This is a genomic window from Serratia sp. BFP-2025 (assembly GCF_050880365.1).
Taxonomy (GTDB): Bacteria; Pseudomonadota; Gammaproteobacteria; order Enterobacterales; family Enterobacteriaceae; genus Serratia; species Serratia surfactantfaciens.
In genome coordinates, this window is the sequence record NZ_JBPAFV010000001.1 from 2,281,644 (window position 1) to 2,303,743 (window position 22,100).

23 protein-coding genes and 1 tRNA gene are annotated in these 22,100 nt (G+C 58.0%); 13 read left to right on the plus strand and 11 right to left on the minus strand.

Annotation, left to right across the window (positions count from 1 at the left end):
• Positions 1-59 precede the first annotated feature (59 nt).
• From ACRAWE_RS10985 to ACRAWE_RS11005, 5 genes are all read left to right on the plus strand, one after another.
• Positions 60-677, plus strand: a complete 618-nt coding sequence (locus ACRAWE_RS10985) for a LysE family translocator (RefSeq protein ID WP_004928041.1) — start codon at positions 60-62, stop codon at positions 675-677.
• A 78-nt stretch (positions 678-755) separates the two neighbouring features.
• Positions 756-1,355, plus strand: a complete 600-nt coding sequence (gene wrbA, locus ACRAWE_RS10990) for an NAD(P)H:quinone oxidoreductase (protein WP_004928045.1) — start codon at positions 756-758, stop codon at positions 1,353-1,355.
• Between the two features lie 236 nt (positions 1,356-1,591).
• Positions 1,592-1,906, plus strand: a complete 315-nt coding sequence (locus ACRAWE_RS10995) for a hypothetical protein (protein WP_016928271.1) — start codon at positions 1,592-1,594, stop codon at positions 1,904-1,906.
• A gap of 127 nt (positions 1,907-2,033) precedes the next feature.
• A complete protein-coding gene (locus ACRAWE_RS11000) occupies positions 2,034-3,494 on the plus strand; it encodes a TrkH family potassium uptake protein (protein ID WP_025160337.1) in 1,461 nt (486 codons plus the stop codon).
• A 153-nt stretch (positions 3,495-3,647) separates the two neighbouring features.
• A complete protein-coding gene (locus ACRAWE_RS11005) occupies positions 3,648-4,448 on the plus strand; it encodes a DNA/RNA non-specific endonuclease (protein WP_060387549.1) in 801 nt (266 codons plus the stop codon).
• Positions 4,449-4,497: 49 nt separating this feature from the next.
• Here the strand turns inward: ACRAWE_RS11005 and ACRAWE_RS11010 are convergent, their stop codons facing one another.
• Entirely contained in the window at positions 4,498-7,578 is a 3,081-nt protein-coding gene (locus ACRAWE_RS11010) for a MexW/MexI family multidrug efflux RND transporter permease subunit (protein ID WP_197667445.1), read from the minus strand.
• Between the two features lie 10 nt (positions 7,579-7,588).
• Positions 7,589-8,674, minus strand: coding sequence for an efflux RND transporter periplasmic adaptor subunit (locus tag ACRAWE_RS11015; protein WP_432525344.1), 1,086 nt, complete (start codon positions 8,672-8,674; stop codon positions 7,589-7,591).
• Between the two features lie 145 nt (positions 8,675-8,819).
• On the opposite strand from ACRAWE_RS11015, the gene soxR reads away from it, so the two are divergent.
• Positions 8,820-9,296, plus strand: a complete 477-nt coding sequence (gene soxR / locus ACRAWE_RS11020; RefSeq protein ID WP_432525345.1) for a redox-sensitive transcriptional activator SoxR — start codon at positions 8,820-8,822, stop codon at positions 9,294-9,296.
• A 40-nt stretch (positions 9,297-9,336) separates the two neighbouring features.
• Here soxR and ACRAWE_RS11025 read toward each other — a convergent pair whose 3' ends face one another.
• From ACRAWE_RS11025 to ACRAWE_RS11045, 5 genes are all read right to left on the minus strand, one after another.
• Complete coding sequence (locus ACRAWE_RS11025) at positions 9,337-10,407, minus strand: fimbrial protein (protein ID WP_211130286.1); 1,071 nt, start codon at positions 10,405-10,407, stop codon at positions 9,337-9,339.
• Positions 10,408-10,425: 18 nt separating this feature from the next.
• Positions 10,426-12,918 (minus strand): fimbria/pilus outer membrane usher protein, encoded by a 2,493-nt coding sequence (locus ACRAWE_RS11030; protein WP_019456253.1) that lies wholly within the window; start codon positions 12,916-12,918, stop codon positions 10,426-10,428.
• A 15-nt stretch (positions 12,919-12,933) separates the two neighbouring features.
• Positions 12,934-13,629, minus strand: a complete 696-nt coding sequence (locus tag ACRAWE_RS11035; RefSeq protein ID WP_063919152.1) for a fimbrial biogenesis chaperone — start codon at positions 13,627-13,629, stop codon at positions 12,934-12,936.
• A gap of 49 nt (positions 13,630-13,678) precedes the next feature.
• Positions 13,679-14,263 carry a fimbrial protein gene (locus ACRAWE_RS11040; RefSeq protein WP_019456255.1) on the minus strand — a complete coding sequence of 195 codons (585 nt, stop codon included), beginning with the start codon at positions 14,261-14,263 and terminating at the stop codon, positions 13,679-13,681.
• A gap of 179 nt (positions 14,264-14,442) precedes the next feature.
• Positions 14,443-15,054 (minus strand): LuxR C-terminal-related transcriptional regulator, encoded by a 612-nt coding sequence (locus ACRAWE_RS11045; protein ID WP_211130284.1) that lies wholly within the window; start codon positions 15,052-15,054, stop codon positions 14,443-14,445.
• A gap of 401 nt (positions 15,055-15,455) precedes the next feature.
• On the opposite strand from ACRAWE_RS11045, the gene ACRAWE_RS11050 reads away from it, so the two are divergent.
• Both ACRAWE_RS11050 and ACRAWE_RS11055 read left to right on the plus strand, forming a co-directional pair.
• A complete protein-coding gene (locus ACRAWE_RS11050) occupies positions 15,456-16,235 on the plus strand; it encodes a winged helix-turn-helix domain-containing protein (RefSeq protein ID WP_432525346.1) in 780 nt (259 codons plus the stop codon).
• Positions 16,236-16,718, plus strand: a complete 483-nt coding sequence (locus ACRAWE_RS11055; RefSeq protein ID WP_019456258.1) for a hypothetical protein — start codon at positions 16,236-16,238, stop codon at positions 16,716-16,718.
• 90 nt (positions 16,719-16,808) lie between these two features.
• On the opposite strand, the gene ACRAWE_RS11060 is transcribed toward ACRAWE_RS11055, so the two are convergent.
• Together ACRAWE_RS11060 and ACRAWE_RS11065 are read right to left on the minus strand one after the other, a co-directional pair.
• The gene (locus ACRAWE_RS11060; protein WP_019456259.1) at positions 16,809-17,024 is read right to left on the minus strand and encodes a hypothetical protein; all 216 of its coding nucleotides are present in this window, start codon (positions 17,022-17,024) and stop codon (positions 16,809-16,811) included.
• Positions 17,025-17,252: 228 nt separating this feature from the next.
• A tRNA-Ser gene (locus tag ACRAWE_RS11065) sits at positions 17,253-17,340 on the minus strand.
• 228 nt (positions 17,341-17,568) lie between these two features.
• Between ACRAWE_RS11065 and yccA the strand changes: the two genes are divergently transcribed.
• Positions 17,569-18,228 (plus strand): FtsH protease modulator YccA, encoded by a 660-nt coding sequence (yccA, locus tag ACRAWE_RS11070; protein WP_004928091.1) that lies wholly within the window; start codon positions 17,569-17,571, stop codon positions 18,226-18,228.
• 111 nt (positions 18,229-18,339) lie between these two features.
• The gene (gene tusE / locus ACRAWE_RS11075) at positions 18,340-18,669 is read left to right on the plus strand and encodes a sulfurtransferase TusE (RefSeq protein WP_004928095.1); all 330 of its coding nucleotides are present in this window, start codon (positions 18,340-18,342) and stop codon (positions 18,667-18,669) included.
• Between the two features lie 34 nt (positions 18,670-18,703).
• On the opposite strand, the gene yccX is transcribed toward tusE, so the two are convergent.
• A complete protein-coding gene (gene yccX, locus ACRAWE_RS11080) occupies positions 18,704-18,982 on the minus strand; it encodes an acylphosphatase (RefSeq protein WP_025160338.1) in 279 nt (92 codons plus the stop codon).
• Between the two features lie 93 nt (positions 18,983-19,075).
• Here yccX and rlmI point away from each other — a divergent pair, with 93 nt between their 5' ends.
• Together rlmI and hspQ are read left to right on the plus strand one after the other, a co-directional pair.
• Positions 19,076-20,266, plus strand: a complete 1,191-nt coding sequence (gene rlmI, locus ACRAWE_RS11085) for a 23S rRNA (cytosine(1962)-C(5))-methyltransferase RlmI (protein WP_063919149.1) — start codon at positions 19,076-19,078, stop codon at positions 20,264-20,266.
• Positions 20,267-20,326: 60 nt separating this feature from the next.
• Positions 20,327-20,644 (plus strand): heat shock protein HspQ, encoded by a 318-nt coding sequence (gene hspQ / locus ACRAWE_RS11090; protein ID WP_004928104.1) that lies wholly within the window; start codon positions 20,327-20,329, stop codon positions 20,642-20,644.
• A gap of 57 nt (positions 20,645-20,701) precedes the next feature.
• Here hspQ and ACRAWE_RS11095 read toward each other — a convergent pair whose 3' ends face one another.
• Complete coding sequence (locus ACRAWE_RS11095; protein ID WP_154746886.1) at positions 20,702-21,115, minus strand: CoA-binding protein; 414 nt, start codon at positions 21,113-21,115, stop codon at positions 20,702-20,704.
• Between the two features lie 255 nt (positions 21,116-21,370).
• On the opposite strand from ACRAWE_RS11095, the gene ACRAWE_RS11100 reads away from it, so the two are divergent.
• Positions 21,371-22,036 (plus strand): DUF2057 family protein, encoded by a 666-nt coding sequence (locus ACRAWE_RS11100; protein WP_432525580.1) that lies wholly within the window; start codon positions 21,371-21,373, stop codon positions 22,034-22,036.
• Positions 22,037-22,100 lie beyond the last annotated feature (64 nt).

Here is a 22,100-nt window from a genome sequence, read left to right on the forward strand (position 1 = left end):
CCGAGGGAAATTACTCTTATAAATCAGTCACTCTATCGAGAAACATCGCAAGGATAACTATGACTGAACTCATCGCTGTCGTCACCATTACTTTACTCGCTGTAATCAGCCCGGGGCCGGATTTCGCCATGGTCTCGCGCAACAGCCTATTGCTTTCGCGCCGCGCCGGCGTCTTGACCGCCTGCGGCATCGGCGCCGGCGTGCTGATCCATGTCAGCTATACGCTGATTGGCGTCGGCGTGTTGATTCAACAGTCGCCCTGGCTGTTTAACCTGCTTAAAGGCATCGGCGCCGCCTATCTGATCTATCTCGGTTTTACGTTGCTGCGCAACGCGGCGCATCATGACGCCGCGCCCACCACGACACCGGCCGCCATCAGCGATTTCGCGGCGCTGAAAACCGGTTTTTTAACCAATGCGCTGAATCCGAAAACCACCATCTTCGTCGTCAGCCTGTTCATGCAGGTGGTTTCTCCGCACACCCCGCTCGGCGTGCAAATTGGCTATGGTCTTTTTATCGCCGCCGTCCATATCTTCTGGTTTGCCGCCGTCGCGCTGCTATTTTCTGCGCCGGGGGTCAATGCGCGCTTTTTGCGTTTGCGCCGCGGCATCGATCGCACCTTTGGCGGGCTGCTGATCGCCTTTGGCGCCCTGCTGGCGATCGCCGGCATCAAGTAACGCCGCGACGCCAAGTTCGTCATTCGCTTCTATGCTTATCAGGGGTTTTTGTTAATCATCTGAGAGGGAGTACGGAACATGACGAAACTGTTGGTGCTTTATTACTCAATGTACGGCCACATCGAACGCCTGGCGCAGGCGGTGGCCGAAGGGGCAAATCGGGTCGATAACGTGGACGTGACGATTAAACGCGTGCCGGAAACCATGACGCCGGAAGCCTTCGCCAAGGCCGGAGGCAAGCAGCACCAGCAGGCGCCGGTCGCCACCCCGCAAGAGCTGGCGGACTATGACGGCATTATCTTCGGCACGCCGACCCGCTTCGGCAATATGGCCGGACAGATGCGCACCTTCCTCGATCAGACCGGCGGCCTGTGGGCGTCCGGCGCGCTGTACGGCAAGGTGGGCAGCGTCTTCTCCTCCACCGGCACCGGCGGCGGCCAGGAACAGACCATCAGTTCGACCTGGACCACGCTGGCGCACCACGGCTTCATCATCGTACCGATCGGCTATGCGACGCAGGAGCTGTTTGACGTTTCGCAGGTGCGCGGTGGCACCCCATACGGCGCCACCACCATCGCCGGCGCCGACGGTTCGCGGCAGCCGAGCAACGAAGAGCTGACCATCGCCCGCTATCAGGGCGAGCACGTGGCGAAAATCACCGCCAAGCTGAAAAGTTAAGCGCCCTCCCGCACCCTTGATTCAAAGGGCCGCGCATTCGCACGGCCCCATCTTGTTGCCGACCCGCCGCAAGGTTAGAATGCCCCTCCCCCGGCCATTCAGCGTCTGAAGGCCAGGCCCGAATTCGTTCTGCCCGTCGCTCATCGGCTTTCAGCCTGAGGACGGGCGTTCTGTTTTTTGCGCACAGCGAAGGGAATAAGTCAGTGTCTAAAGATTTTGATGAACTAATAAGAGACATGGATCTTATTATTGAAAATGTAGACAGCTTCAAAGCTCTGGCTCCGCGCGCGCCCGAGCCGGCTCCGGCCCCGCCGCCGCCGGTTCATCATTACGACTCGTTCTGCGAAAACATCGCGTTGAAAGTGGTATTGAAGGTGCTGCTGTCTTCGGTAGACAAGATAGTCAAAGTGCAGATCGCCAACAAGGTCGAGCAGGAGATCGCCCAGATCGAACAGCAGGTGGTGCGCGCCGGCGGCGGCCCGGTGTCGCCGGACGATCTGGCGCAAATGACGCACTATGTGCGCCGCACGGTCAACGATCTGCTGGAATAGCGTTCTCCCCCTCCACGCCATGCTTATTCGGCGATATGAATTTTTACGTTATTTTTATATCGCCTGCTTTATGCTTGATACACTTCAATAAATTGACGCATCGTCGGCGGGCACTCCGAGCAACAGCATGGTCAAAACCAAACAAATCCTGGTCGTTATTCATCTTTGCAGCTTTTTAGTCCTCCTTTACAGCCTTTCAATGATCCCGCCCCTGTTGATGGGCCTGCTGTATAAAGAAAAAAGCGCCTTCTCGTTTTTCTATACCCTGGTACTCGCCGCCACGCTAGGCGGATTGGGCTGGTTCAGCACCCGGCAGTCGAAAGTGCAGCTGCGCACCCAGGACGGTTTCCTGATCATCGTCATGTTTTGGCTGTTGTTTTCCGCAATCAGCGCCCTGCCGCTGTGGCTGGATGACACGCTGAACGTCCGCCTGGTGGACGCGATGTTCGAGGGCGTCTCCGGCATCACCACCACCGGCGCTTCGGTGCTGAACGACGTCTCCAACGTCCCCAAATCATTCCTCTACTATCGCTCGCAGCTCAATTTTATCGGCGGTCTGGGGGTTATCGTGTTGGCGGTGGCCGTGCTGCCGCTGCTGGGCATCGGCGGCGCCAAACTTTATCAATCGGAAATGCCCGGCCCATTCAAAGAGGAGCGCCTGACGCCGCGGCTGGCCGACACCTCGAAAAACCTGTGGCTGATCTACCTTGGCCTGGGGCTGGCCTGCACCGTCGCCTTCCGCCTGGCGGGCATGCCGTGGTTCGATGCCTTGTGTCACGGCATCTCTACCGTCTCGCTCGGCGGATTTTCCACCCGCAACGAAAGCCTGGGGTACTATGACAGTTCGGCGGTGGAAATGGTCGGCGGCATTTTCTCTGTTCTGGCGGCGGTGAACTTCACGCTCTATTTCGTCGCCGTCGGCCGCCGCAGCCTGAAACCGCTGTACCGGAACCCCGAGCTGCGCTTTTTCCTGTTGGTGCTGGCCATCGTCGTGGCTATCGTGTGCATCGAGCTGTATCGTTCGGGCATGTACGGGGTCAAGGACGCCTTCGTGCACGGTTTTTTCCTCACCAGTTCGATGATGACCGATAACGGTCTGGCCATCGCCGATTACACCAAAATTCCGTCCCACACCATCATGCTGCTGCTGGCGGCGAGCTTTTTCGGCGGCTGCGTCGGGTCCACCTGCGGCGGCATTAAAGCACTGCGTTTTCTGATCATGTACAAGCAAAGCCGGCTCGAGATCAACCAACTGGTGCATCCTAACGCCTTGTACACCATCAAGGTCGGCAATGCGCCGATCCAGGATCGGATGCTGCGCTCGGTTTGGAGCTTTTTCTTCCTCTACGTGTTGTTCACCTGCCTGTTTATCTGGCTGCTGAATCTGATGGGCTATGATCTGGTCACCGCTTTCGCCACCGTCGCCGCCTGCATCAACAATATGGGGCTGGGATATGGAGAAACCGCCGCCGGCTTCGGCACGTTGAACGACGCGGCGAAATGGCTGATGTGCGCCGCCATGCTGCTTGGCCGCCTCGAGATCTACCCGATGCTGATCCTTTGTTCACGCGCGTTTTGGCGTTTTTAAGCGGACAAACCCGGCATGAAGCCGCCGTTTCGCTCGGTTATCGCTGACACATTCACAACACACATATGTTGCATTGTTGTATTCGTTTCACTGCGATAAGTTTAATTCACTGTAAATATATACAGTACATTTTAACTTATTGAGGATATGAATATGCGCTTTAACAACAAGATGTTGGCCCTGGTCGCCCTGCTGTTCGCCGCACAGGCGTCGGCCGACACGCTCGAATCCATCGACAACTGCGCGGTCGGCTGCCCGACCGGCGGCAGCAGCAACGTGTCGATCGTGCGTCATGCTTATACATTGAATAACAACAGCACCACCAAGTTCGCCAACTGGGTGGCCTATCACATCACCAAAGACACGCCAGCCAGCGGCAAGACGCGCAACTGGAAAACCGATCCGGCGCTCAATCCGGCGGATACCCTGGCGCCCGCCGATTACACCGGCGCCAACGCGGCGCTGAAGGTCGATCGCGGCCATCAGGCACCGCTGGCTTCTCTGGCAGGCGTTTCCGACTGGGAATCGCTGAACTATCTGTCCAACATCACGCCGCAAAAGTCCGATCTGAACCAGGGCGCCTGGGCACGGCTGGAAGACCAGGAACGCAAGCTGATCGATCGCGCCGACATCTCTTCGGTCTATACCGTGACCGGACCGCTGTATGAACGCGATATGGGCAAACTGCCGGGCACCCAGAAAGCGCACACCATCCCCAGCGCCTACTGGAAGGTGATTTTTATCAACAACAGCCCGGCGGTAAACCACTACGCCGCCTTCCTGTTCGACCAGAACACGCCGAAGGGCGCCGATTTCTGCCAATTCCGCGTGACGGTCGACGAAATTGAGAAACGCACCGGTCTGATCATCTGGGCCGGCCTGCCGGACGACGTGCAGGCTTCGCTGAAGAGCAAACCCGGCGTGCTGCCGGAGTTGATGGGCTGCAAAAACTGACGAAAAAACCCGCCGAGGCGGGTTTATTTTTCACGCGGGCGCCGGCGGCTTACTCCGTCAGCGCCTTTTGCGCAGCGGCCAACTCGCGCTGACGAGGTGAGGCTACCGCGTGGTCGCGCGCCAGCAACGTATACACCGTCGGCAACACGAACAGGGTAAACAGCGTGCCCACCAGCATGCCGGATACGATCACCAAGCCCAGACCGAAGCGGCTGGCGGCGCCGGCGCCGCTGGCGAACAGCAGCGGGATCAGGCCGAACACCATCGCCCCGGTGGTCATCAGCACCGGCCGCAGACGAATTTGCGCCGCCTGCAAAATCGCGGCACGCCGCGCCAGCCCCTGATGCATCTGCAGCTCGTTGGCGAACTCCACCATCAAAATGCCGTGCTTGCTGATAAGCCCGATCAGGGTCACCAGCCCGACCTGGGTATAGATATTCATCGTCGCGTAGCCCAGCGCCAGCGGCAGCAAGGCGCCGCAGATCGACAGCGGCACGGTGATCAGAATGATCAGCGGATCCTTCAGGCTCTCGTACTGCGCCGCCAGCACCAGGTAGATGATGACCAGCGCCGCCAGGAACGCGAACGCCAGCGCGCTGCCTTCCTGGGTATACTGGCGCGAATCCCCCTGCCAATCGTGGCTGAATTCGGCCGGCAGCGCATTCGCCTGCCGTTCGAGGAACGCTACCGCTTCGCCCATCGAAACGCCGGGCGCAGGGATCGCCTGCAGGGTGGCCGCGTTCTGCTGGTTGAACTGGGTCAGCTTGTTCGGCTCGACCTTAACCGCCACCGACACCACGGTGGAGAGCGGCACCAGCGTATTGTCCTGCGTGCGGACATACTGCCGCGCCAGCGCCTGCGGCGTCAGCCGCTGTTCGCGCAGGCTCTGCGGGATCACGTCATAGGCGCGCCCGTCCATGCCGAAGCGGTTGAGGTAGTTCTCGCCCACCAGCACCGCCAGCGATTCGCCGATGTCGCTCATGCGGATCCCGAGGCTGTTGGCCTTGGCGCGGTCGATGTGCACCTCCGCCAGCGGATTGTTGTAGTCCAAATCGCTGTCTACCACCATAAACAGGCCGCTGTTTCTGGCGTTCTGCTTGACCTCTTCCAGGGTGCGGTACAGCTGCGGGTAGTCCTGCGGCGTGCGCAACACCATCTGCACCGGCAGCCCACCGGTGGAGCCCGGCAAAGCGGGCAGCTGGAAGGCGAAAATGCTGGTGCCTTCGACATCGTTCACCGCCCGTTGCAGATCGGCCTGCACCGCCGACGCTGAGCGCTGGCGCGCCTGCCATAGCGTCAGGTTGATGCCGCCGATGCCGGACGCCGTGCCGTCGCTGCCGTTGATGATCCAACGGCTTTCGGTTTCCGGCATGCGGTTGTAGACCTCATCCAGCTTATAGGCGAAGCGTTCGACATAGTTCAGGTTAGCATGCTGCGGCGCCTTGATGGCGGTCAGTACGATGGCCTGATCCTCGGTCGGCGCCAGCTCGCGCTGCGGCATCAGATACAGCAGCGGCAGGCTGATCATCACCAGCAGCGCCAGCGCTCCGGTCAGCCAACGGTGATGCAGCGAGAAATCCAGCGCGCGGGCATAGCGCCGCGTCAGGCCGCCGAAGAACCACTCGGCGGCGCGCGCCACGCGCCCTTCGCTCTGTTTGGCGGGCAGCAGGAGAGAACTCATCACCGGCGACAACGTGAGCGCCACCACGCCGGACACCACCACCGCGCCGGCCAGCGTCAGCGCGAACTCGCGGAACAGCGCGCCGGTCAGCCCGCCCATCAGGCCGATCGGCGCGTAGACCGCCGCCAGCGTCAGAGTCATGGCGATCACCGGCCCCGCCACCTCGCGCGCGCCGATCATCGCCGCCGCCAGCGGCGTTTTCCCCTCTTCGATATGGCGATGCACGTTCTCCACCACCACGATGGCGTCGTCCACCACCAGACCGATCGCCAGAACCATCGCCAGCAGCGTCAGCAGATTGACGCTGAAGCCAAAGGCCAGCATCAGCCCGGCGGCACCGAGAATCGACAAGGGAATGGTCACCACCGGGATCAACACGGTGCGCAGCGATCCCAGACACAGGTAGATCACCGCCACTACGATCGCCAGCGCTTCCAGCAGGGTATGCACCACTTCATCGATCGAGGCCTGAATAAAGCGCGCGGTTTCAAACGCCAGCGCCATCTTCACGCCCGGCGGCTGCATCTTGTCGATCGCCGGCATCAGGTGACGAATGCCGTCGACGATCACCAGCGGATTACCGGTCGGCGTGGGGAAGACGCCGAGGAACACCGCCGGTTCGCCATCCATCAGCGCGCTGGTCTCCGTGGCCGCGGCGCCCAGCTCCACGGTGCCGACGTCTTTCAAGCGCACCAGGCCGTTACCGTCGTTGCGCACCACCAGATTGCGAAACTCCTCCACGCTGGTGAGATCGGTATTCACCCGCACGTTGGCGACCACATACTGCCCTTTCACCTTGCCCGGCGCCGCCTGATAGTTGTTGCGCCGCACCGCGTCGGCCACGTCGGCGGCGGTCAGGCCGCGGCCCGCCAGCCGATCGCTGTCCAGCCACAGGCGCATCGCCATTTTTTGCCCGCCGAACACTTCAACCTTGGCGACGCCGTCGATGGTGGTGAACATCGGCTCCACCACCCGCGTCAGGTATTCGCTCAGCGCCGGCGTGGACAGCGTTTTACTGGAGAAACCGACATAGGCCACGGCGGTAGCTTCACCGGCGGAACGCTCAATCACCGGATCGTATGCCTGCTCCGGCAGCTTGTAACGCACCTGATTGACCTTGGCCATCACCTCGGTCAGCGCCTGGGTGGAATCGCGGTTCAGCGCCATGCGCACCGTCACCACGCTACGCCCCTGCACCGACGAGGAAGAAAGGTAATCAACGCCTTCGACGGACGACACCGCCTGGGCGATCGGCTGCGTGACGAAGCCCTGCATCAGCTCGGACGAGGCACCGGGATAGTCGGTGCTGATGGTGATGGTCGAATTTTCCAGCAGCGGGTATTGGCGAATCGGCAATTGGCTGAGCGCCAGCGCGCCGAACAGCAGGATCAGCGTGCTGACCACCAGCGCCAGCACCGGTCGGCGCACGAACAGATCGGTAAATGTCATCGGTCTCTCCTCAGGAACCGGCCTGGGCGGCGCTCAGGGTATCCTGCGCCACCGGCTTGGCCGCCATGCCGTCACTCAGTTTGAGCTGGCCCGAGGTCACCACCCGCTCGCCTTCCTGCAGGCCACTGACGATCTCGACGCGCCCGTCATTGCGTTCGCCCACGGTGACCGAGACGCGCTTGACCACCATGCCCTTTTCACTCTGCTGCGCGACGAACACGGTATCGCCGTACGCCGTATAGGTCAGCGCCGTTTCCGGCACCGTCAGCACCGCCACGCGCTGTTGCTGCGTGACGCGAATGCCGGCGTACATGCCGGCCTTCAGCAATCCCTGGCGGTTAGTCAACGTCGCCTGCACCTGTACGGTACGAGATTTGCCGATCATCGGATCGATAGCGGTAATAACGGCGGGGAAAGCGCGATCGGGATAGGCGCCGACCTGCACCGATACCGCCTGGCCCAACGCCAATCCGGCGCTGCTTTGTTCGTCCAGCGAGAAATTGACCCGCAGCGTATCGGCATCCACCAGGTTGGCCACCGCCTCGGCGGCGTTGAGGTATTGCCCTTCATGCACGCGGCGAATGCCGATGACGCCGGAGAACGGCGCGCGGATCGCCTTCTGGGCGATTTTGGCCTGCGTTTCCTGCACCGCACCGAGCGCCATATCCCGTTCAGCCAGCGCATCGTCCAACTGCTGCCGCGCGGTGGCGTTAAGGTTCATCAGCTTGCGCATGCGCCCCAGCAGCAGATCGGCATTGCGCAGCTGCGCCTGCAGGCGCACCAGCTCCGCTTGCTCGACCGCATCGTTGAGCTGCACCAGCAGTTGCCCCTGCCGCACCGTTTGGCCGGACTCGAACAGAATGCGCGTGATGCGGCCGCTGGTCTCCGCCGCGACCTCCACCTGGCTGGCCGCTTCCAGCTCGCCCACGCCGGCATAGCTGCGCGCCGTTTGTTCACGCAGGGCCGGCGCCAGCGCCACTTTTACCGGCGGATAGGCCGGCGCGCCTTCGCTTTGCCGGGCGGTGGAGCGCATCGCTACCGCAGCGACGGCGACCGCCGCCAACAGTGCGGCAATAATGAGGTATCGTTTCATCATGTAACGGTTTCTTCCTGATTTTACAGCCAAAGCCATCCTTCCCCCGACGCAACGCAGGCAGGTGACGAGAGATGCCGGTTGCCAAGCCCGGCTGGCTGCACTATAAAACCTCAGGTTAACTTGAGGTCAAGCTAAGGGATGTGGAATGGCAAGAAATGAACCGATTGACAACTATCGGCTGCTGACCGTGGGAGAGGTGGCGAAACGCAGTGGCGTAGCGGTGTCCGCTTTGCACTTTTACGAGAGCAAGGGGCTGATTCAGGCGACGCGCAACGCCGGCAACCAGCGCCGCTACACGCCGGTGGTGCTGCGTTACATCGCGGTGATCAAGATCGCGCAAAGCGCAGGCATTCCGCTGGAGGAGATCCGCGCCACGCTGGGCCGCTTTCCCGCCGGCAGCAAGCTGACCTCGGAGCAATGGGGCGTGTTGTCCTCCGCCTGGCGCAAAACGCTCGATGAGCGCATTCAACGGCTGACCATGCTGCGCGACCATCTCGACGGCTGCATCGGCTGCGGTTGCCTGTCGCTTGCCGACTGCCCGCTGCGTAACCCAAACGATATTCTGGGCCAACAGGGCACCGGCGCACAGATTCTCGAACGTGGCGCCGGAAAGGACCGATGAGCGAGACGGCGGCTCACCGGTGCTTCCCAGCCCATTCCTCTCAGGGATAGATGATGTTCAACGTGGCCGAGGTGTTAATTTCCCCCTGCGTGACGCCATCACGCTGATAAGGGTAATAATAAGCGCCCATGCCGATGATGAAGTGACTGTTCAGACTGCCGCCGGCGGCGACGTGAAACAGCGAGGTGGCGCCGCCGCGATCGACGTTGGAGGGCGACAACACCACCGGCGAGCTCGGCATGTCGCGCTTGACCAGCCGCAGCCCCACCCCTTGCGCACCGCCCGCATTGGCATTGGTCAGTACGCTGGCGTCAGAGGCCAGCAGGTTATTGCTGGACAGGAACATCTCTACGGCGCGATCGGCGATGCCTTCCTGCTGCATGTTCTGGCAGCTGATGGTGAGCGAGAACGGTGTGTAGCCGGGTTGGCTGTTATTCAGCACCTGCGCCACGCCCATTTTGGGCAACCTGACCGTCAGGCCGGCATTGTCGAAACGACAGGTGGTGGTTTTCGGCGCGTATTTGATGTTCATCGGCTGGCCGTACATGTCGCGATCGTCATAAGGCCAGTTGCCGGTAAGCAACCAGGTGAGCAGTTTCCCTACTTGTTCCAGCAGCCAGAACGGCAATTCCAGAATGCCGATACCGGTCACATCGCTCACCAGTAAAACGTCATCAAGCATCAAGGTATCGCCCGGCACCACCCGCCCATCTTTGGGTTTTTGCACCAGCGAATAACGAATGGTCATCGGCGAGTTTAATTCTGACGCGGAGTGTTCCCCGCGCCCCCTCAACGTTCTGTCGCTTATCTTGTTGGTGATTTCCGCTCGGATCCACTGTTGACCGTTGTTAAAACCGAAAATCGCGGCCTGCGAATCTTTCGGCGAAAGCTTGATGGTGTAGGAAAAGTTGCTTTTGGACTTGCTGCAGTTAAATGTGCCGGTGTACTGGGTATTATATTGCGCCTCCCAGACCGGCGTATTGGCGCTCAGCTTGTCGGAGAGATCAACGAAAATCGGGGGCGCAAACTCCGCTCCTTTGCCATAGCAGGAAGCATAGCCATAGCCGCTGAACAACCCGGACAGCAGCAGTAAAGAAATCAGCCTGATCATAGGTTCGATTATCCTGTATTAGCGGCAAACGCCGGGCGACGCATCCAGCGTCAGAGTAGGTTTGGCGATGCGGCAGCGGCCGTCGCGCAGTTGCACCGTCAACGCCGTTGGCGGCTGTTCGGCGCGCAGATACAGCACGCTGGCCTGGCCGACAAAGCCTACCGACCGATCGTGTTCATCCAGCACTTCGGCGCCGAACGGCAGCGGCGCGCCATCGGCGCGTTGCGCCCGTTGCTGGAATGGCCGGCGTTGATCGGTTTCGAATTTCAGGTAGCTGACCGCGCCGTAGTAAGGCACGTGGTTGGCGACGTTGCCGCTGATTTCCGCCCCGCTGCTGTGGCCGGTATCCGATAGCGTGATCGAGTTTTGCCGGTACGGCGTGGCGTAGGGCACCAGCGCCAATCCTTGCGCGTTGGTGACGATGCTTTCGTCGCCGTTGACCATCAACCCCGCAGCCTGCGGCGCCTCCACCACCGTCATGGTGTTACCGATTTCGTTCGACGCCAGCAAATGCCAGGGGATCGCCACCAGGCTGCCGCGTGCGCTGAGGCCGCTCTGACGATAATCGTTGCCTTCGCTGTAGGAGACGCCCAGCGTCGAAGCGCGAGCGCGATAGGCCGCATTGACGCTGGCCATATTGTCGCCGCCGCTGCGGTTGCTGCCGCTCAGCGAGTAACTCAGGCGGTTGGATTCCAGCGCGTTGCCGCTCAGGCTGACCGTGCTTTGCTGATAGTGGGAGTCCGTCGCCGACAGACCGGTGCTGAGATAGGCGTTGTTGTCGAATACCGACAGCGGCAGGCTGAATGACAGGTAATAGCGCGTCTCTTCTTCACGCTGGCTGTTGCGCACCCGGCTGGCGGAAACCGCGTAGCTGACGCGCCCCAGATTGTTGGAGTAGCCCAGCTGGTATTCGCGGCTCTTGGCGTTGGCCGTCCAGTAATCGCGTTGAGAGCCGGAGAAGAACAACGTGCCCCAGCCTTCGTTCAGGCGCTGGTTCAGGTTAAGCGTAAAGGTATTTTTCGGCCGCGCGGAACGCAGCGCATCCCAGGTGTTCATATCCAGTTCCGATACACCCTCTTCGTCGCGCCAGCGATCAAATTGCCGCTCCAGTTGGCGATAGCCGTCATTGGAGTAAATGGCGTCGGTAAAGCTGTAGTAACCGCGGGTGGAGTAACGGTAGGCCGCCAACGTGAAGTTGGTGGCGGTGACATCGAGAAATTTACTGTAGGCGATGCGAAAGCTCTGCCCGCTTTCGCGGCGATTTTTCAGACGGGTATCGGCATGCGTCAGATCGATGGACACCGCCCCAATCGGCAGGTTCCAGCCGCTGCCGAGCAGCCAGGCCTGATAATCGTCGCTCAAAATGCTGCCGGCATAGCCGGTCACCAGGTTATTGAAACCATACTGCAAGGTGCCTTGCACAAAGCCGGGATCGTAATCGGTATTGCTTTCGTTAACCTTGCCCGCCAGCACGCTGTATTGGCCGACACCCTGCTTCAACATGTTGGGCACGGCGGAAAACGGCACGCTGAACGACTGCTCGCGCCCATCCGCTTCTTTGACCGTCACCCACAGATCGCCCGCCGAGCCGGTAGGTTGAATGCTGTCGAGCGTAAAGGCGCCCGGCGGCACGTTTTCCTGATAGATGACGTTGCCGTTCTGCACCACTTTCACCAACGCATTGGTTTGCGCCACGCCCCGAACGATCGGTGAAAAACCTTGCTGCGAGTTGGGGCGCATGCTGATGTCCGACGCCAGCGCCACCCCGCGAATGCGCACCGAGTCGAACAGATCCCCCGGCGAATAAAAATCACCGACGGTCAGGTTGGATTTGATGTCGGCGAAGCCGCGCTGCAGATAGCGCGTGTTGTTCTGCCAGTGACTACCGCGCCCGCTGCCGTGGCGAAAGCTGCTGCTGTCGCGAAATTGCCAACCGGCCAGGTTGATCCCTGACTCCAGCCCGGTATAGAGATCGTCATTGCTGCTGCGATTGCCGTCGCCGTGCGTCTCTGCGTGATAGTAGGTCGCGTTGTAGGCCAGCGTCAGCGCTGAGATGCCGCGATTCCAAAAGGCGGGATCGACATACCCCGCCTCCGACCGGTTGACCCGCGCCTGCGGCACCGTCAACCGCAGGCTAAGCGCGCCGACGTCCATATCAAACCGCCCGCCCTGTACCAGCGTGGCGATTGGCAGCGTCTCCTGGGGCGCCTGAGGTGCCGGCAACCGGCTCAGATCGATGCCCAGCCGCTGCGCATCCCGGTAGTCGATTTGAATATCGTCGCGCTGGGCGCCAAACAGCAGCGCGTAGCGCCCTTTCCAGTCATGGTTGACATACACATCGATCTCCTGCCGGCCGGCAGGCATGTCATTGTTGAGATAAAAACGCGAAAGATCGGAATCGCGCGATTCGCCGGCCAGCAGCGAAGTATCGAACGTCACCGCCCAGGCCGTGTCCGGCAACAAGAATGAAGAGGCGGTCAGCAACGAGAGGACTTTTTTATTCAGCTTCATTGTTGTTCTTTCAGGTTAGTGTGCGGTGACGGCTTTAGACTTGTAAGCCCCCAGATCGTCGATATACATCAGGTCATAGCGGGCGTTTTTAGTGACCGATCGTTTGCTGGCGGCAAACTGGGTGGAAAACGGCGCAACCATGAGCGAGTCAACCAGCAAGTGTTTGTCCGCGCCCTGGCCGATATTCGCTATCGTAATGAAATACGGGCTGCTGTTGGTGACGTCGAACCCTTTGCCGTTGGCTTGCAGCGTCAGTTTTTCCAACGCGCTTTCTACGCCGCGGGTTAACGCCGGCGGGCGGTAGAACAGTTTGATGCGCGACTTGATCGCCAGCTGCAGCGTGTTGGTGCCCTGCAGGTTTTCCGGCGTCGGCGGGATATCCAGCACGTTGAGATAGAACACCGATTCGCGATCCGCCGCCAACGCGGCGCCGACTTTCTGAATTCGCAGCTGCTGGCCGCTATTGCCGTTGACCTTCACCACCGGCGGCGACAGCAAAAACGGCACATTGGCGGTTTCCGGGGTGGAATTGATATCGCCGTCGTCGATCCAGGCCTGAACCAATGAGGGGTCGGCGCCATTGTTCAGCAGTTGGACAATCACGTCCTTGTTGTTTGCCGGATAAATAACCCGCGTCCCGTTAACCACCACGTTGGCCTGAGCGCCAACGGCAGTGAGCAGCAACGCCGCCATCATCAAGTATTTTTTCATCGTTCCCCCGAGTGGCCAGGCCCGGTCAGGGGCCTGGCGGTCAGCGTGATTACAGGTAAGAAATGGTGTAAGTCACGTTGGAGCTCAGAGCGCCCACTTTTGCCGCTTCGGCGTTGGTTTTGTAGTAGTACGCGTCCAGCGTCAGGGTTTCCGAATCCGGCGCCGTTTTGTCGCCCATGATGTCGGTGACATACGGCACGTTCAGTTGGATCGGCGTAGAAGAACCGGTTTCCGCCAGAGAGAAGCCCACGTTCTTCGCGACGGAAGCGTCGTTCTCGTTGACCGAGTTGTTCAGCAAATATTTGCCGTCAGTGGAAATGTTATCCGCGGAGGAGAAGTAAATTTTCAGCGGGGTGCCTGCCGTGCCGGCCGCCGGCGAACAGCCGGAGAAGGTCAGCGAGAAGGACTTTTTGTTTTTGGTGATTGGCCCAACGGCGTTACCGGCATCGGTCACCGAGATCGGGCTCAGCGCTACGGTGAAATCCGCACTTTTGCCGCCGTTGATGGTACAGGTGGTGTCGGTAATGGCACCGGTAAAGTTAATGACGCCACCGGCGGAATTATCTTCAGCGAAAGCCGTAGGCGCAGCGACCGCAGCCGCCATGATTGCAACAGAAAACATCTTCTTCATCATGATGATAAAACTCCATAACAGTTTGGTTTGAGATAATAAATAAAGCGGCCGCTGCCGGCGGGATGAAACAGTCCCTCCCCGTAATACAGAGGCAAAAAATAGCGATCACATTCCTGTTTTTATAAAAACCAATAAATAACGTGATGTATCCACCAGGAATATAAGCGAGAAATAGCCCCCTACCTCTCTCCTATAAAACCGGAAGAAATCCCCAACAAATTATGCACCCGGTTTTCCAGCCCCATTTTGCGTAACGCACTGCATTTCTGCGTGCTGACGGTTTTTACGCTTTTATCCAACATTTTGGAAACCTGAGTCACCGTATAGCCAAAAGAAAGCAAATGGAGAGTTTCCGCCTCGCTTTCCGTCAGGCAATGTTTCGCCGCGCGAACCGGTCTGTCATCTATCTTTTGGGGCGATGCTGAGCAACGAATAACATCAGCCAATAATAACGCCAGAGACTGGCTCATATTAGAGACACTGTCCCGTTTGTCGAACACCACGACATCGTGCCAGAAGGATCGACATAGCAGGCGGCGCATCTCTTCCGTCGCAATAAAAAATTTAAGCCCGTGAATGGACGGTAATAAGGTTACCGCCACGCTGAAACGCAACATGCTTTTTACCGCGTCGTCAATAACCAGAATGTCATGACAACGACTTCCCATTACCAATGGCAAATCGCCGTAACAGGTAATAACGTGTTCTTGATGATAAATCCTTGGCGTCAATATTCTCTTGACCGCCTCTCTGAAGAACAGATTTTCAGATACAATACCGACACTGAGCATATCCCCTCCATCCGTGGCTTAACCAGAACACGTCATCATCACTGAAAAAAACACTTTTACGGAAAATTCTTATTACCAGATAAACATAGAAAATAAGCCACATGCACAGGGAAGCCCTGTTCCGTACAGCCAGGATAATTCTGCACCAAACCGCCACCACTAGAAAGATTATTTTTTATAACAGAAATTTTAATCACAATAATCTAAAAATATTAAAATTATTAGCACAAACCACTTAAAACATCATTCATCACACTCGAGGTCAGACATTGCGCCCAGCGTAAAAATAAAAAACCAACCCGCTTCACTTGTGAATTCCGCCATAATCCTTGACCTCCTTGCCTTTTACCTAAATACTAGCCGCGCATTGGAAGCCTATATCCTTATAAAAACCTGCAAATATGAAATACATTATCGATCTCTGCGTGATCTATGACGCAAGCACCTGTTACCTCCAGCTTATTGATAACCATGAGTCATCAATACGAATATCCAACCCGGCATCACGACTGCTAATTGAAATGCTGACGCATCCAAACGTTCCATTAAAACGCGAGGTATTGATACAGAAGGTATGGGAAGAATACGGCTTTACCGGCTCGTCAATCAGCCTGAATGTCGCCGTGAGTGAAATAAGAAAAGCCTTCAAGCTGCTGGGAAGGGAGACGCCTCCCATAAAAACCATTGCCAAGGTCGGTTTTTGCTTTACCGCGTTGGTTGAAATACACTCCCTGCCTCTGGTAGAGGAAATACCCTCCCAGACGCCATTGCCGACCGAGACATTTCCTTCCCCACGCCGCAATAACGCGCTAAAAAGGCTGAGACTCTCGCCAACCGTCATTATTATCGGCCTGCTCTCCACACTATTGATGATGGCGATGTTCTATCCGATTGAATTTCCCAAGCAACTGCAGCAAGAATTAATTGCGTTGGGAAAACAAGACAACTGCACTCTGTATTCACTGGATGCCGAAAAACACATCGATAATGAAGCGGAAAAACGCATGGCGGGGAAGATATTGCAGCTCAGCAACGTAGATTGTAAGAAAATCAGCGCCGACGTGTATTTTTCGATGCGCAGACATACGCTGAGTTATGACACATTTCTCGGCGTTTGTTACCTGGGAAATGAATATCAATACACTCAGTGTGTGACCTACAAAATACTCAACGGTAAATAAATGACGGCCTTGCGCACCCCCAAAGCAGTGATTATCGGCTTGTCAGCCGCGATTATTCTTATTGTCATAGTCCGCGTCTTCACCCTGCGTCCCCCCTCCTACATCAACTGCAAGGCGGAGACGGTGACTCGGAAGCTGTTGGCTTCAGGCGACGCTCTCGATCTGAAAGTGTCGGGCAGCTTGTTCATTTACGATGAAGACAGGGCGGTGATCGTGCAACGCGGCGATATCACCCTCAGGGGTAAAACCTACAATCTGGACCAGAAACTCATCTTTAAACTCAAAAAAATAGGCGATGGCTTTTATATGACGACGCAACGTGAAGTGATCAAAAGCCCCGACGACAACGCACCGGATGAGCTCACCAAGGAGATCCCCATGATTTCTCTCGGCATTAAGAACGGGTTCTTTTCGATGCGAAAAGTACGACAGGACGCCTATATCATGCACGGCGTGTTGTTCCCCGTCGCGATGTGCCGCTAACGGACGCTCATCGCGCAAACCAACAGGGACAGGAAAGGAAAATCAACAGGGGCGCTATCGTGATAAAAGCCCCCGGCGGCAGCAACGCGCTTATTGAACCGAATTCTCCGCGCGGGTAATGCCATGTTTTTTCATCACCTCTTCCATGGTGAGATTCTCGTCATACGGCTTATCGTCCACCACGACGTCCTGCGGGCGCACATAAGGTTTGGTCGCGCGTTTGAACATCCACCACCATACGAATACCAGGAAAGCGCCGGACTTCAGGAAGATCATGGTCCATAGGGCGACTTGATACCAGTTCATCTCTGTCTCCATAAGAGCATTACGCAAAATTGATAAGGCGGCGTTGATTATTACGCCGGTCACGCCTGACAGCAGCAGGCAGCCGAACGGCCGACCTTGGTGACCGCATAATCTCACCGATGCGTGGCCCTTATCAATAGCCGAACGCGTTTACTGCCAAAGCGCGCCGGTTTCTCCGCACGCAAAAGCAAAAAACCCCGCGCTCAGAGAGCGCGGGGTCAGAATGTATGGCGGAGGAGCAGAGATTCGAACTCTGGAACGGTTTCCCGTCGACGGTTTTCAAGACCGTTGCCTTCAGCCACTCGGCCACCCCTCCGCAACGACGCGCACTATAAACAGAGCTTATTCGCTTGTAAAGCCCGGCGGCGTTCAACCGCGCGAAAAATCGGCGACGCTCATGCAAGCGGCGAACAAACGCACAGCCGCTCCCACGCGGTTGCAATAATGATAACTAAGGGTAAAGATTGGTAAACAGACTTTAATCAAACGCTTGCGCTGCCTATCATCGGGATTATTTTGTGATGGCTTGATAAGAGAGAGCATTATGGACCGCATTGTCGTCTCGTCTTCCTCGCGCGACTCGCTGCTCAGCACGCATAAAGTCCTGCGTAACACCTATTTCCTGTTATCCCTGACGCTGGCTTTCTCGGCGTTGACCGCTACCGCCAGTACGATGTTGGGCCTGCCGGCGCCGGGCTTATTGCTGATGCTGGTCGGCTTCTACGGCCTGATGTTCCTGACGCATAAGCTGGCCAACAGCCCGGCGGGCATTCTGGCGGCGTTCGCGCTGACCGGGTTCATGGGATATGCCCTCGGCCCGATCCTCAGCTCGTTCCTGAACGCCGGCGCGGGCGATCTGATCATGCTGGCGCTGGGCGGCACCGCCGCGGTGTTCTTCTGCTGCTCGGCCTACGTGCTGACCACGCGCAAGGACATGTCGTTCCTGTCAGGCATGATGATGGCCGGTTTTGTGGTGCTGCTGGTGGCGGTGATCGCCAACCTGTTCCTGCAGATCCCTGCCCTGCATCTGGCGATCAGCGCGCTGTTCATTCTGTTCTCCGCTGGCGCTATCCTGTGGGAAACCAGCAACATCATTCACGGCGGCGAGACCAACTACATTCGCGCCACCGTTAGCCTGTACGTGTCGCTCTACAACATGTTCATCAGCCTGCTGAGCATTCTGGGCTTCGCCCGCAGCAACTGATAGCACGCTACGCATGCCTTCCAGGCCCCGCTCCGGCGGGGCTTTGTTTTTTGCGGCCGAAAAAATTTGCTAAACTGGCGGCCGTTCCGAATTATCCGTTATCGAGGCAGTATGTTGGAGTTTGAAGGTCAGGTTATCGACACTGACGCGCAGGGCTATCTGAAAAACAGCGCCGACTGGCATGAGGGCCTGGCGCCGCTGCTGGCCGCGCAGGAAGAAATCGTGCTCACCGAAGCACACTGGGAAGTGGTGCGCTTCGTGCGCGACTTCTATCAGGAATTCAATACTTCACCGGCTATTCGCATGCTGGTCAAGGCCATGGCGCAGAAATACGGTGAGGAAAAAGGCAACAGCCGTTACCTGTATCGCCTGTTCCCGAAAGGGCCGGCCAAACAAGCCACCAAGATAGCCGGGTTGCCGAAGCCGGTGAAATGCATCTGACTGCACAGCCTGCAGCGCAGCTGCAGGCGAGCGTTTAATAGCGAATGCCGAACCCGGCGTAATCGGCCACGCCCTGCGGCTCCACCAGCACGCGTTCGACACGCGCGCTGCGCGGGCCGCCCTGTTTCAACCATGCCACCAGCTGATCCACCTGGGCCTGAGCGCCACAGGCCACTACCTGAACGCTGCCGTCATCAAGGTTGCGCGCATAGCCGGTCACGCCCAGCGCCTCGGCCTGCCGCTGGGTGGAATAGCGAAATCCAACCCCCTGCACTACGCCATACACATACGCAGCAATGCAAACTTGTGTCATAATCGCCCCCTTAATTCAGTTTTCATTATGGCATTGCCGTGCCTTTGCACCGCCGTGTCACTCTTTCTATCCTAGCTGGCAGCATTATTAATTATGACCGTACGCCTGTTTCTCGCCAAAGGACGTGAAAAGTCCTTACTCCGTCGCCACCCTTGGGTGTTCTCCGGCGCCGTTCAACGCGTTGAGGGTAAAGCTCTCTCCGGTGAAACCATCGATATTCTCGACAGCCAGGGCAAATGGCTAGCTCGCGGTGCCTATTCGCCCGAGTCGCAGATCCGCGCACGCGTCTGGACCTTCCAGCAGGATGAAGAGATTAACATCGATTTCTTTATTCGACGCCTGCAGCAAGCGCAAAGTTGGCGTGATTGGGTCGCACAGCGTGACGGTCTGGACGGATATCGCCTGATCGCCGGCGAGTCCGACGGCCTGCCGGGCATCACTATCGATCGCTTCCAGAATTTCCTGGTGCTGCAGCTGCTGTCCGCCGGCGCGGAATACCAGCGCCCGGCCCTGCTTTCTGCCCTGCAGCATTGCTACCCGGAATGTTCGATTTACGATCGCTCCGACGTCGCGGTGCGCAAGAAAGAAGGACTGCCGCTGGCGCAAGGCCCGGTATTGGGCGATCTGCCGCCTGAGCTATTGCCGATCACCGAACACGGCATGAAGCTGCTGGTGGACATTCAGCAAGGGCACAAGACCGGCTTCTACCTCGATCAGCGCGACAGCCGCCTGGCGGCGCGCAACTACTCCGCCGGCCGTCGGGTGCTGAACTGCTTCTCCTACACCGGCGCCTTCGCCGTTTCCGCTCTGATGGGCGACTGCGCGCAGGTGATCAGCGTGGATACCTCGCAGGCGGCGCTGGATATCGCCAAACAGAACGTCGAGCTCAACAAACTGGATTTGAACAAGGCGGAGTTCGTCCGCGACGACGTATTCCAGCTGCTGCGCAACTACCGCACCCAGGGCGAGAAGTTCGACCTGATCATCATGGATCCGCCGAAATTCGTTGAGAACAAGAACCAGCTGGCCAGCGCCTGCCGCGGCTACAAGGACATCAACATGCTGGCGCTGCAGCTGCTGAACCCAGGCGGTATTCTGCTCAGCTTCTCTTGCTCCGGGCTGATGCCGACCGACCTGTTCCAGAAAATTTTGGCCGACGCCGCTGTAGATGCCGGACGTGATGTACAATTTATAGAGCAGTTCCGGCAGGCCGCCGATCACCCGGTGATCGCCACATACCCTGAGGGGCTGTATCTGAAAGGCTTCGCTTGTCGGGTGATGTAACTTGAAATGCGCTGCCTTGCCCCCATATATGAGCAAGGCATTGTTTCTCAGGAGGTCATCATGATTGCCAGCAAATTCGGTATCGGACAACAGGTTAGACATAAACTGCTGGGGTATTTGGGCGTCGTGATCGATATCGACCCCGAATACTCTTTGGAACAACCCAAAGCTGACGAGATAGCGGCGAACGATGAACTGCGTTCCGCCCCTTGGTACCACGTGGTGATGGAAGACGAGGAAGGCCAACCGGTGCACACCTATCTGGCGGAAGCACAGCTGGATGGCGAGCCCCAGGAAGCCCACCCCGAGCAACCATCGCTGGATGAGCTGGCGGAATCCATCCGCCACCAGCTACAGGCGCCACGCTTGCGCAATTGACCGCGCCAAGACCTGAGAAACCCTAGAGGGCCTGGCATCGCGCCAGGCCCTTTTTATTCAGCGCTCCAGCCCCAAACGCGGGATGTCGATTTTCGGACAGCGATCCATCACCACCCGGAGCCCGGCCTGTTGTGCCAGCTCTGCCGCCTGGTCGTTAACTACCCCGATCTGCAGCCACAGCGCCTTGGCGCCGATCGCTATCGCCTCTTGCGCCACGCCGTACGCGGCCTGCGAATTGCGGAAAACATCGACCATATCCACCGGCTGCGGAATGTCTGCCAGCGTCGCGTAAACCTGCTGGCCCAACAGCGTCTGCCCCGCCAGTTTTGGGCTGACCGGGATCACCTGATACCCTTGCGCCAACAGATAAGCCATCACCCCATAGCTGGGCCGCGACGGATTATCGCTGGCCCCCACCAGCGCGATGGTATGCACCTGCCGCAACAGCTCAACAATCTCTTGATCTTGCATCTTCAACTCCCGTTTATCACTGCGTCACTCTCCGTTTCGAGTGTAACCGATCGGCCTTCTCTCGGCTAAACGCAACGCGTGCGAAACTTCAGCGCGATCTTATGGTCTGAGGCTGTCGCGGTTCAGCTGTGCATGGTCGTGTCTAATCGCGATAAAATATGTGAAAATATAAACAAAATACCCGATTGAAAAATTTTGACACAACCTGTGCCGTGTTCAACACTTAGAGCTACGTCACTTTATAAGGAGATAATGATGAAATTTGGTCTGGTGGTTGCGGCGTTGATCAGCATCAGCATGCCTGCCGCGGCTACGACCCTGAAACTCTCCCCGGACATCGACCTGCTGGTGGTCGACGGCAAGAAAATGACAGGTTCGTTGTTAAAAGGCGCCGACAGTCTTGAGCTGGATGGCGGGCAGCATCAATTGCTGTTTAAAGTGACCAAAACCCTACATTCTGGCCAGCATGCGCAAACCTACGCATCCCTGCCGCTGATCGCCACCTTCAATACGCAAAAGATCAGCCAGGTCGCGATCGAAATTCCGCGTATTGAGAACAATCGTGACGCGCAACGCTTTGACAAAACGCTGAATTACCTGGTGGTGGACAAAGGGGGCAACGCCCTGCCGTTCAAACAGGATGTGCTGCATCCCGACAGCGTGACTTTCAATGCCGATTTGGAAAAGGTGATGACGGATTACAACCGCCAAAACCGCCCGGCCTCCGTCCCGACCTTCGTGCAGACGAACGCCGGTAATGCCCCGGTATCCCCGCAGGCCAACTCACCGTTGAATGCCCCGACGGTGACGCTGAAAGGCGAAAACGTATCGGAGCAGATACTGCAATACTGGTTCCAGCAAGCGGATAAGGAAACGCAAAAGCGTTTCCTGCGCTGGGCCAATAAGCAGCCGGTGCGCTGAACCCGCCTCGGCGCCTTTACCCGCAAAGGCGCCGTTTCTTCGCATTTTCTGGTGCAAACGCTAG

Excerpts from the sequence above, each read along its gene's own strand:
- wrbA (WP_004928045.1), top strand. The coding sequence starts at position 756 with ATGACGAAACTGTTGGTGCTTTATTACTCAATGTACGGCCACATCGAA.
- ACRAWE_RS11055 (WP_019456258.1), top strand. The coding sequence starts at position 16,236 with ATGACGGCCTTGCGCACCCCCAAAGCAGTGATTATCGGCTTGTCAGCC.
- ACRAWE_RS11100 (WP_432525580.1), top strand. The coding sequence starts at position 21,371 with ATGAAATTTGGTCTGGTGGTTGCGGCGTTGATCAGCATCAGCATGCCT.
- ACRAWE_RS10995 (WP_016928271.1), top strand. The coding sequence starts at position 1,592 with ATGGATCTTATTATTGAAAATGTAGACAGCTTCAAAGCTCTGGCTCCG.
- ACRAWE_RS10985 (WP_004928041.1), top strand. The coding sequence starts at position 60 with ATGACTGAACTCATCGCTGTCGTCACCATTACTTTACTCGCTGTAATC.
- ACRAWE_RS11095 (WP_154746886.1), bottom strand. The coding sequence starts at position 21,115 with ATGCAAGATCAAGAGATTGTTGAGCTGTTGCGGCAGGTGCATACCATC.
- yccA (WP_004928091.1), top strand. The coding sequence starts at position 17,569 with ATGGACCGCATTGTCGTCTCGTCTTCCTCGCGCGACTCGCTGCTCAGC.
- hspQ (WP_004928104.1), top strand. The coding sequence starts at position 20,327 with ATGATTGCCAGCAAATTCGGTATCGGACAACAGGTTAGACATAAACTG.
- ACRAWE_RS11035 (WP_063919152.1), bottom strand. The coding sequence starts at position 13,629 with ATGAAAAAATACTTGATGATGGCGGCGTTGCTGCTCACTGCCGTTGGC.
- ACRAWE_RS11015 (WP_432525344.1), bottom strand. The coding sequence starts at position 8,674 with ATGATGAAACGATACCTCATTATTGCCGCACTGTTGGCGGCGGTCGCC.
- soxR (WP_432525345.1), top strand. The coding sequence starts at position 8,820 with ATGGCAAGAAATGAACCGATTGACAACTATCGGCTGCTGACCGTGGGA.
- ACRAWE_RS11040 (WP_019456255.1), bottom strand. The coding sequence starts at position 14,263 with ATGATGAAGAAGATGTTTTCTGTTGCAATCATGGCGGCTGCGGTCGCT.
- ACRAWE_RS11010 (WP_197667445.1), bottom strand. The coding sequence starts at position 7,578 with ATGACATTTACCGATCTGTTCGTGCGCCGACCGGTGCTGGCGCTGGTG.
- ACRAWE_RS11050 (WP_432525346.1), top strand. The coding sequence starts at position 15,456 with ATGAAATACATTATCGATCTCTGCGTGATCTATGACGCAAGCACCTGT.
- ACRAWE_RS11000 (WP_025160337.1), top strand. The coding sequence starts at position 2,034 with ATGGTCAAAACCAAACAAATCCTGGTCGTTATTCATCTTTGCAGCTTT.
- yccX (WP_025160338.1), bottom strand. The coding sequence starts at position 18,982 with ATGACACAAGTTTGCATTGCTGCGTATGTGTATGGCGTAGTGCAGGGG.
- ACRAWE_RS11030 (WP_019456253.1), bottom strand. The coding sequence starts at position 12,918 with ATGAAGCTGAATAAAAAAGTCCTCTCGTTGCTGACCGCCTCTTCATTC.
- ACRAWE_RS11045 (WP_211130284.1), bottom strand. The coding sequence starts at position 15,054 with ATGCTCAGTGTCGGTATTGTATCTGAAAATCTGTTCTTCAGAGAGGCG.
- ACRAWE_RS11025 (WP_211130286.1), bottom strand. The coding sequence starts at position 10,407 with ATGATCAGGCTGATTTCTTTACTGCTGCTGTCCGGGTTGTTCAGCGGC.
- rlmI (WP_063919149.1), top strand. The coding sequence starts at position 19,076 with ATGACCGTACGCCTGTTTCTCGCCAAAGGACGTGAAAAGTCCTTACTC.
- ACRAWE_RS11005 (WP_060387549.1), top strand. The coding sequence starts at position 3,648 with ATGCGCTTTAACAACAAGATGTTGGCCCTGGTCGCCCTGCTGTTCGCC.
- tusE (WP_004928095.1), top strand. The coding sequence starts at position 18,340 with ATGTTGGAGTTTGAAGGTCAGGTTATCGACACTGACGCGCAGGGCTAT.
- ACRAWE_RS11060 (WP_019456259.1), bottom strand. The coding sequence starts at position 17,024 with ATGAACTGGTATCAAGTCGCCCTATGGACCATGATCTTCCTGAAGTCC.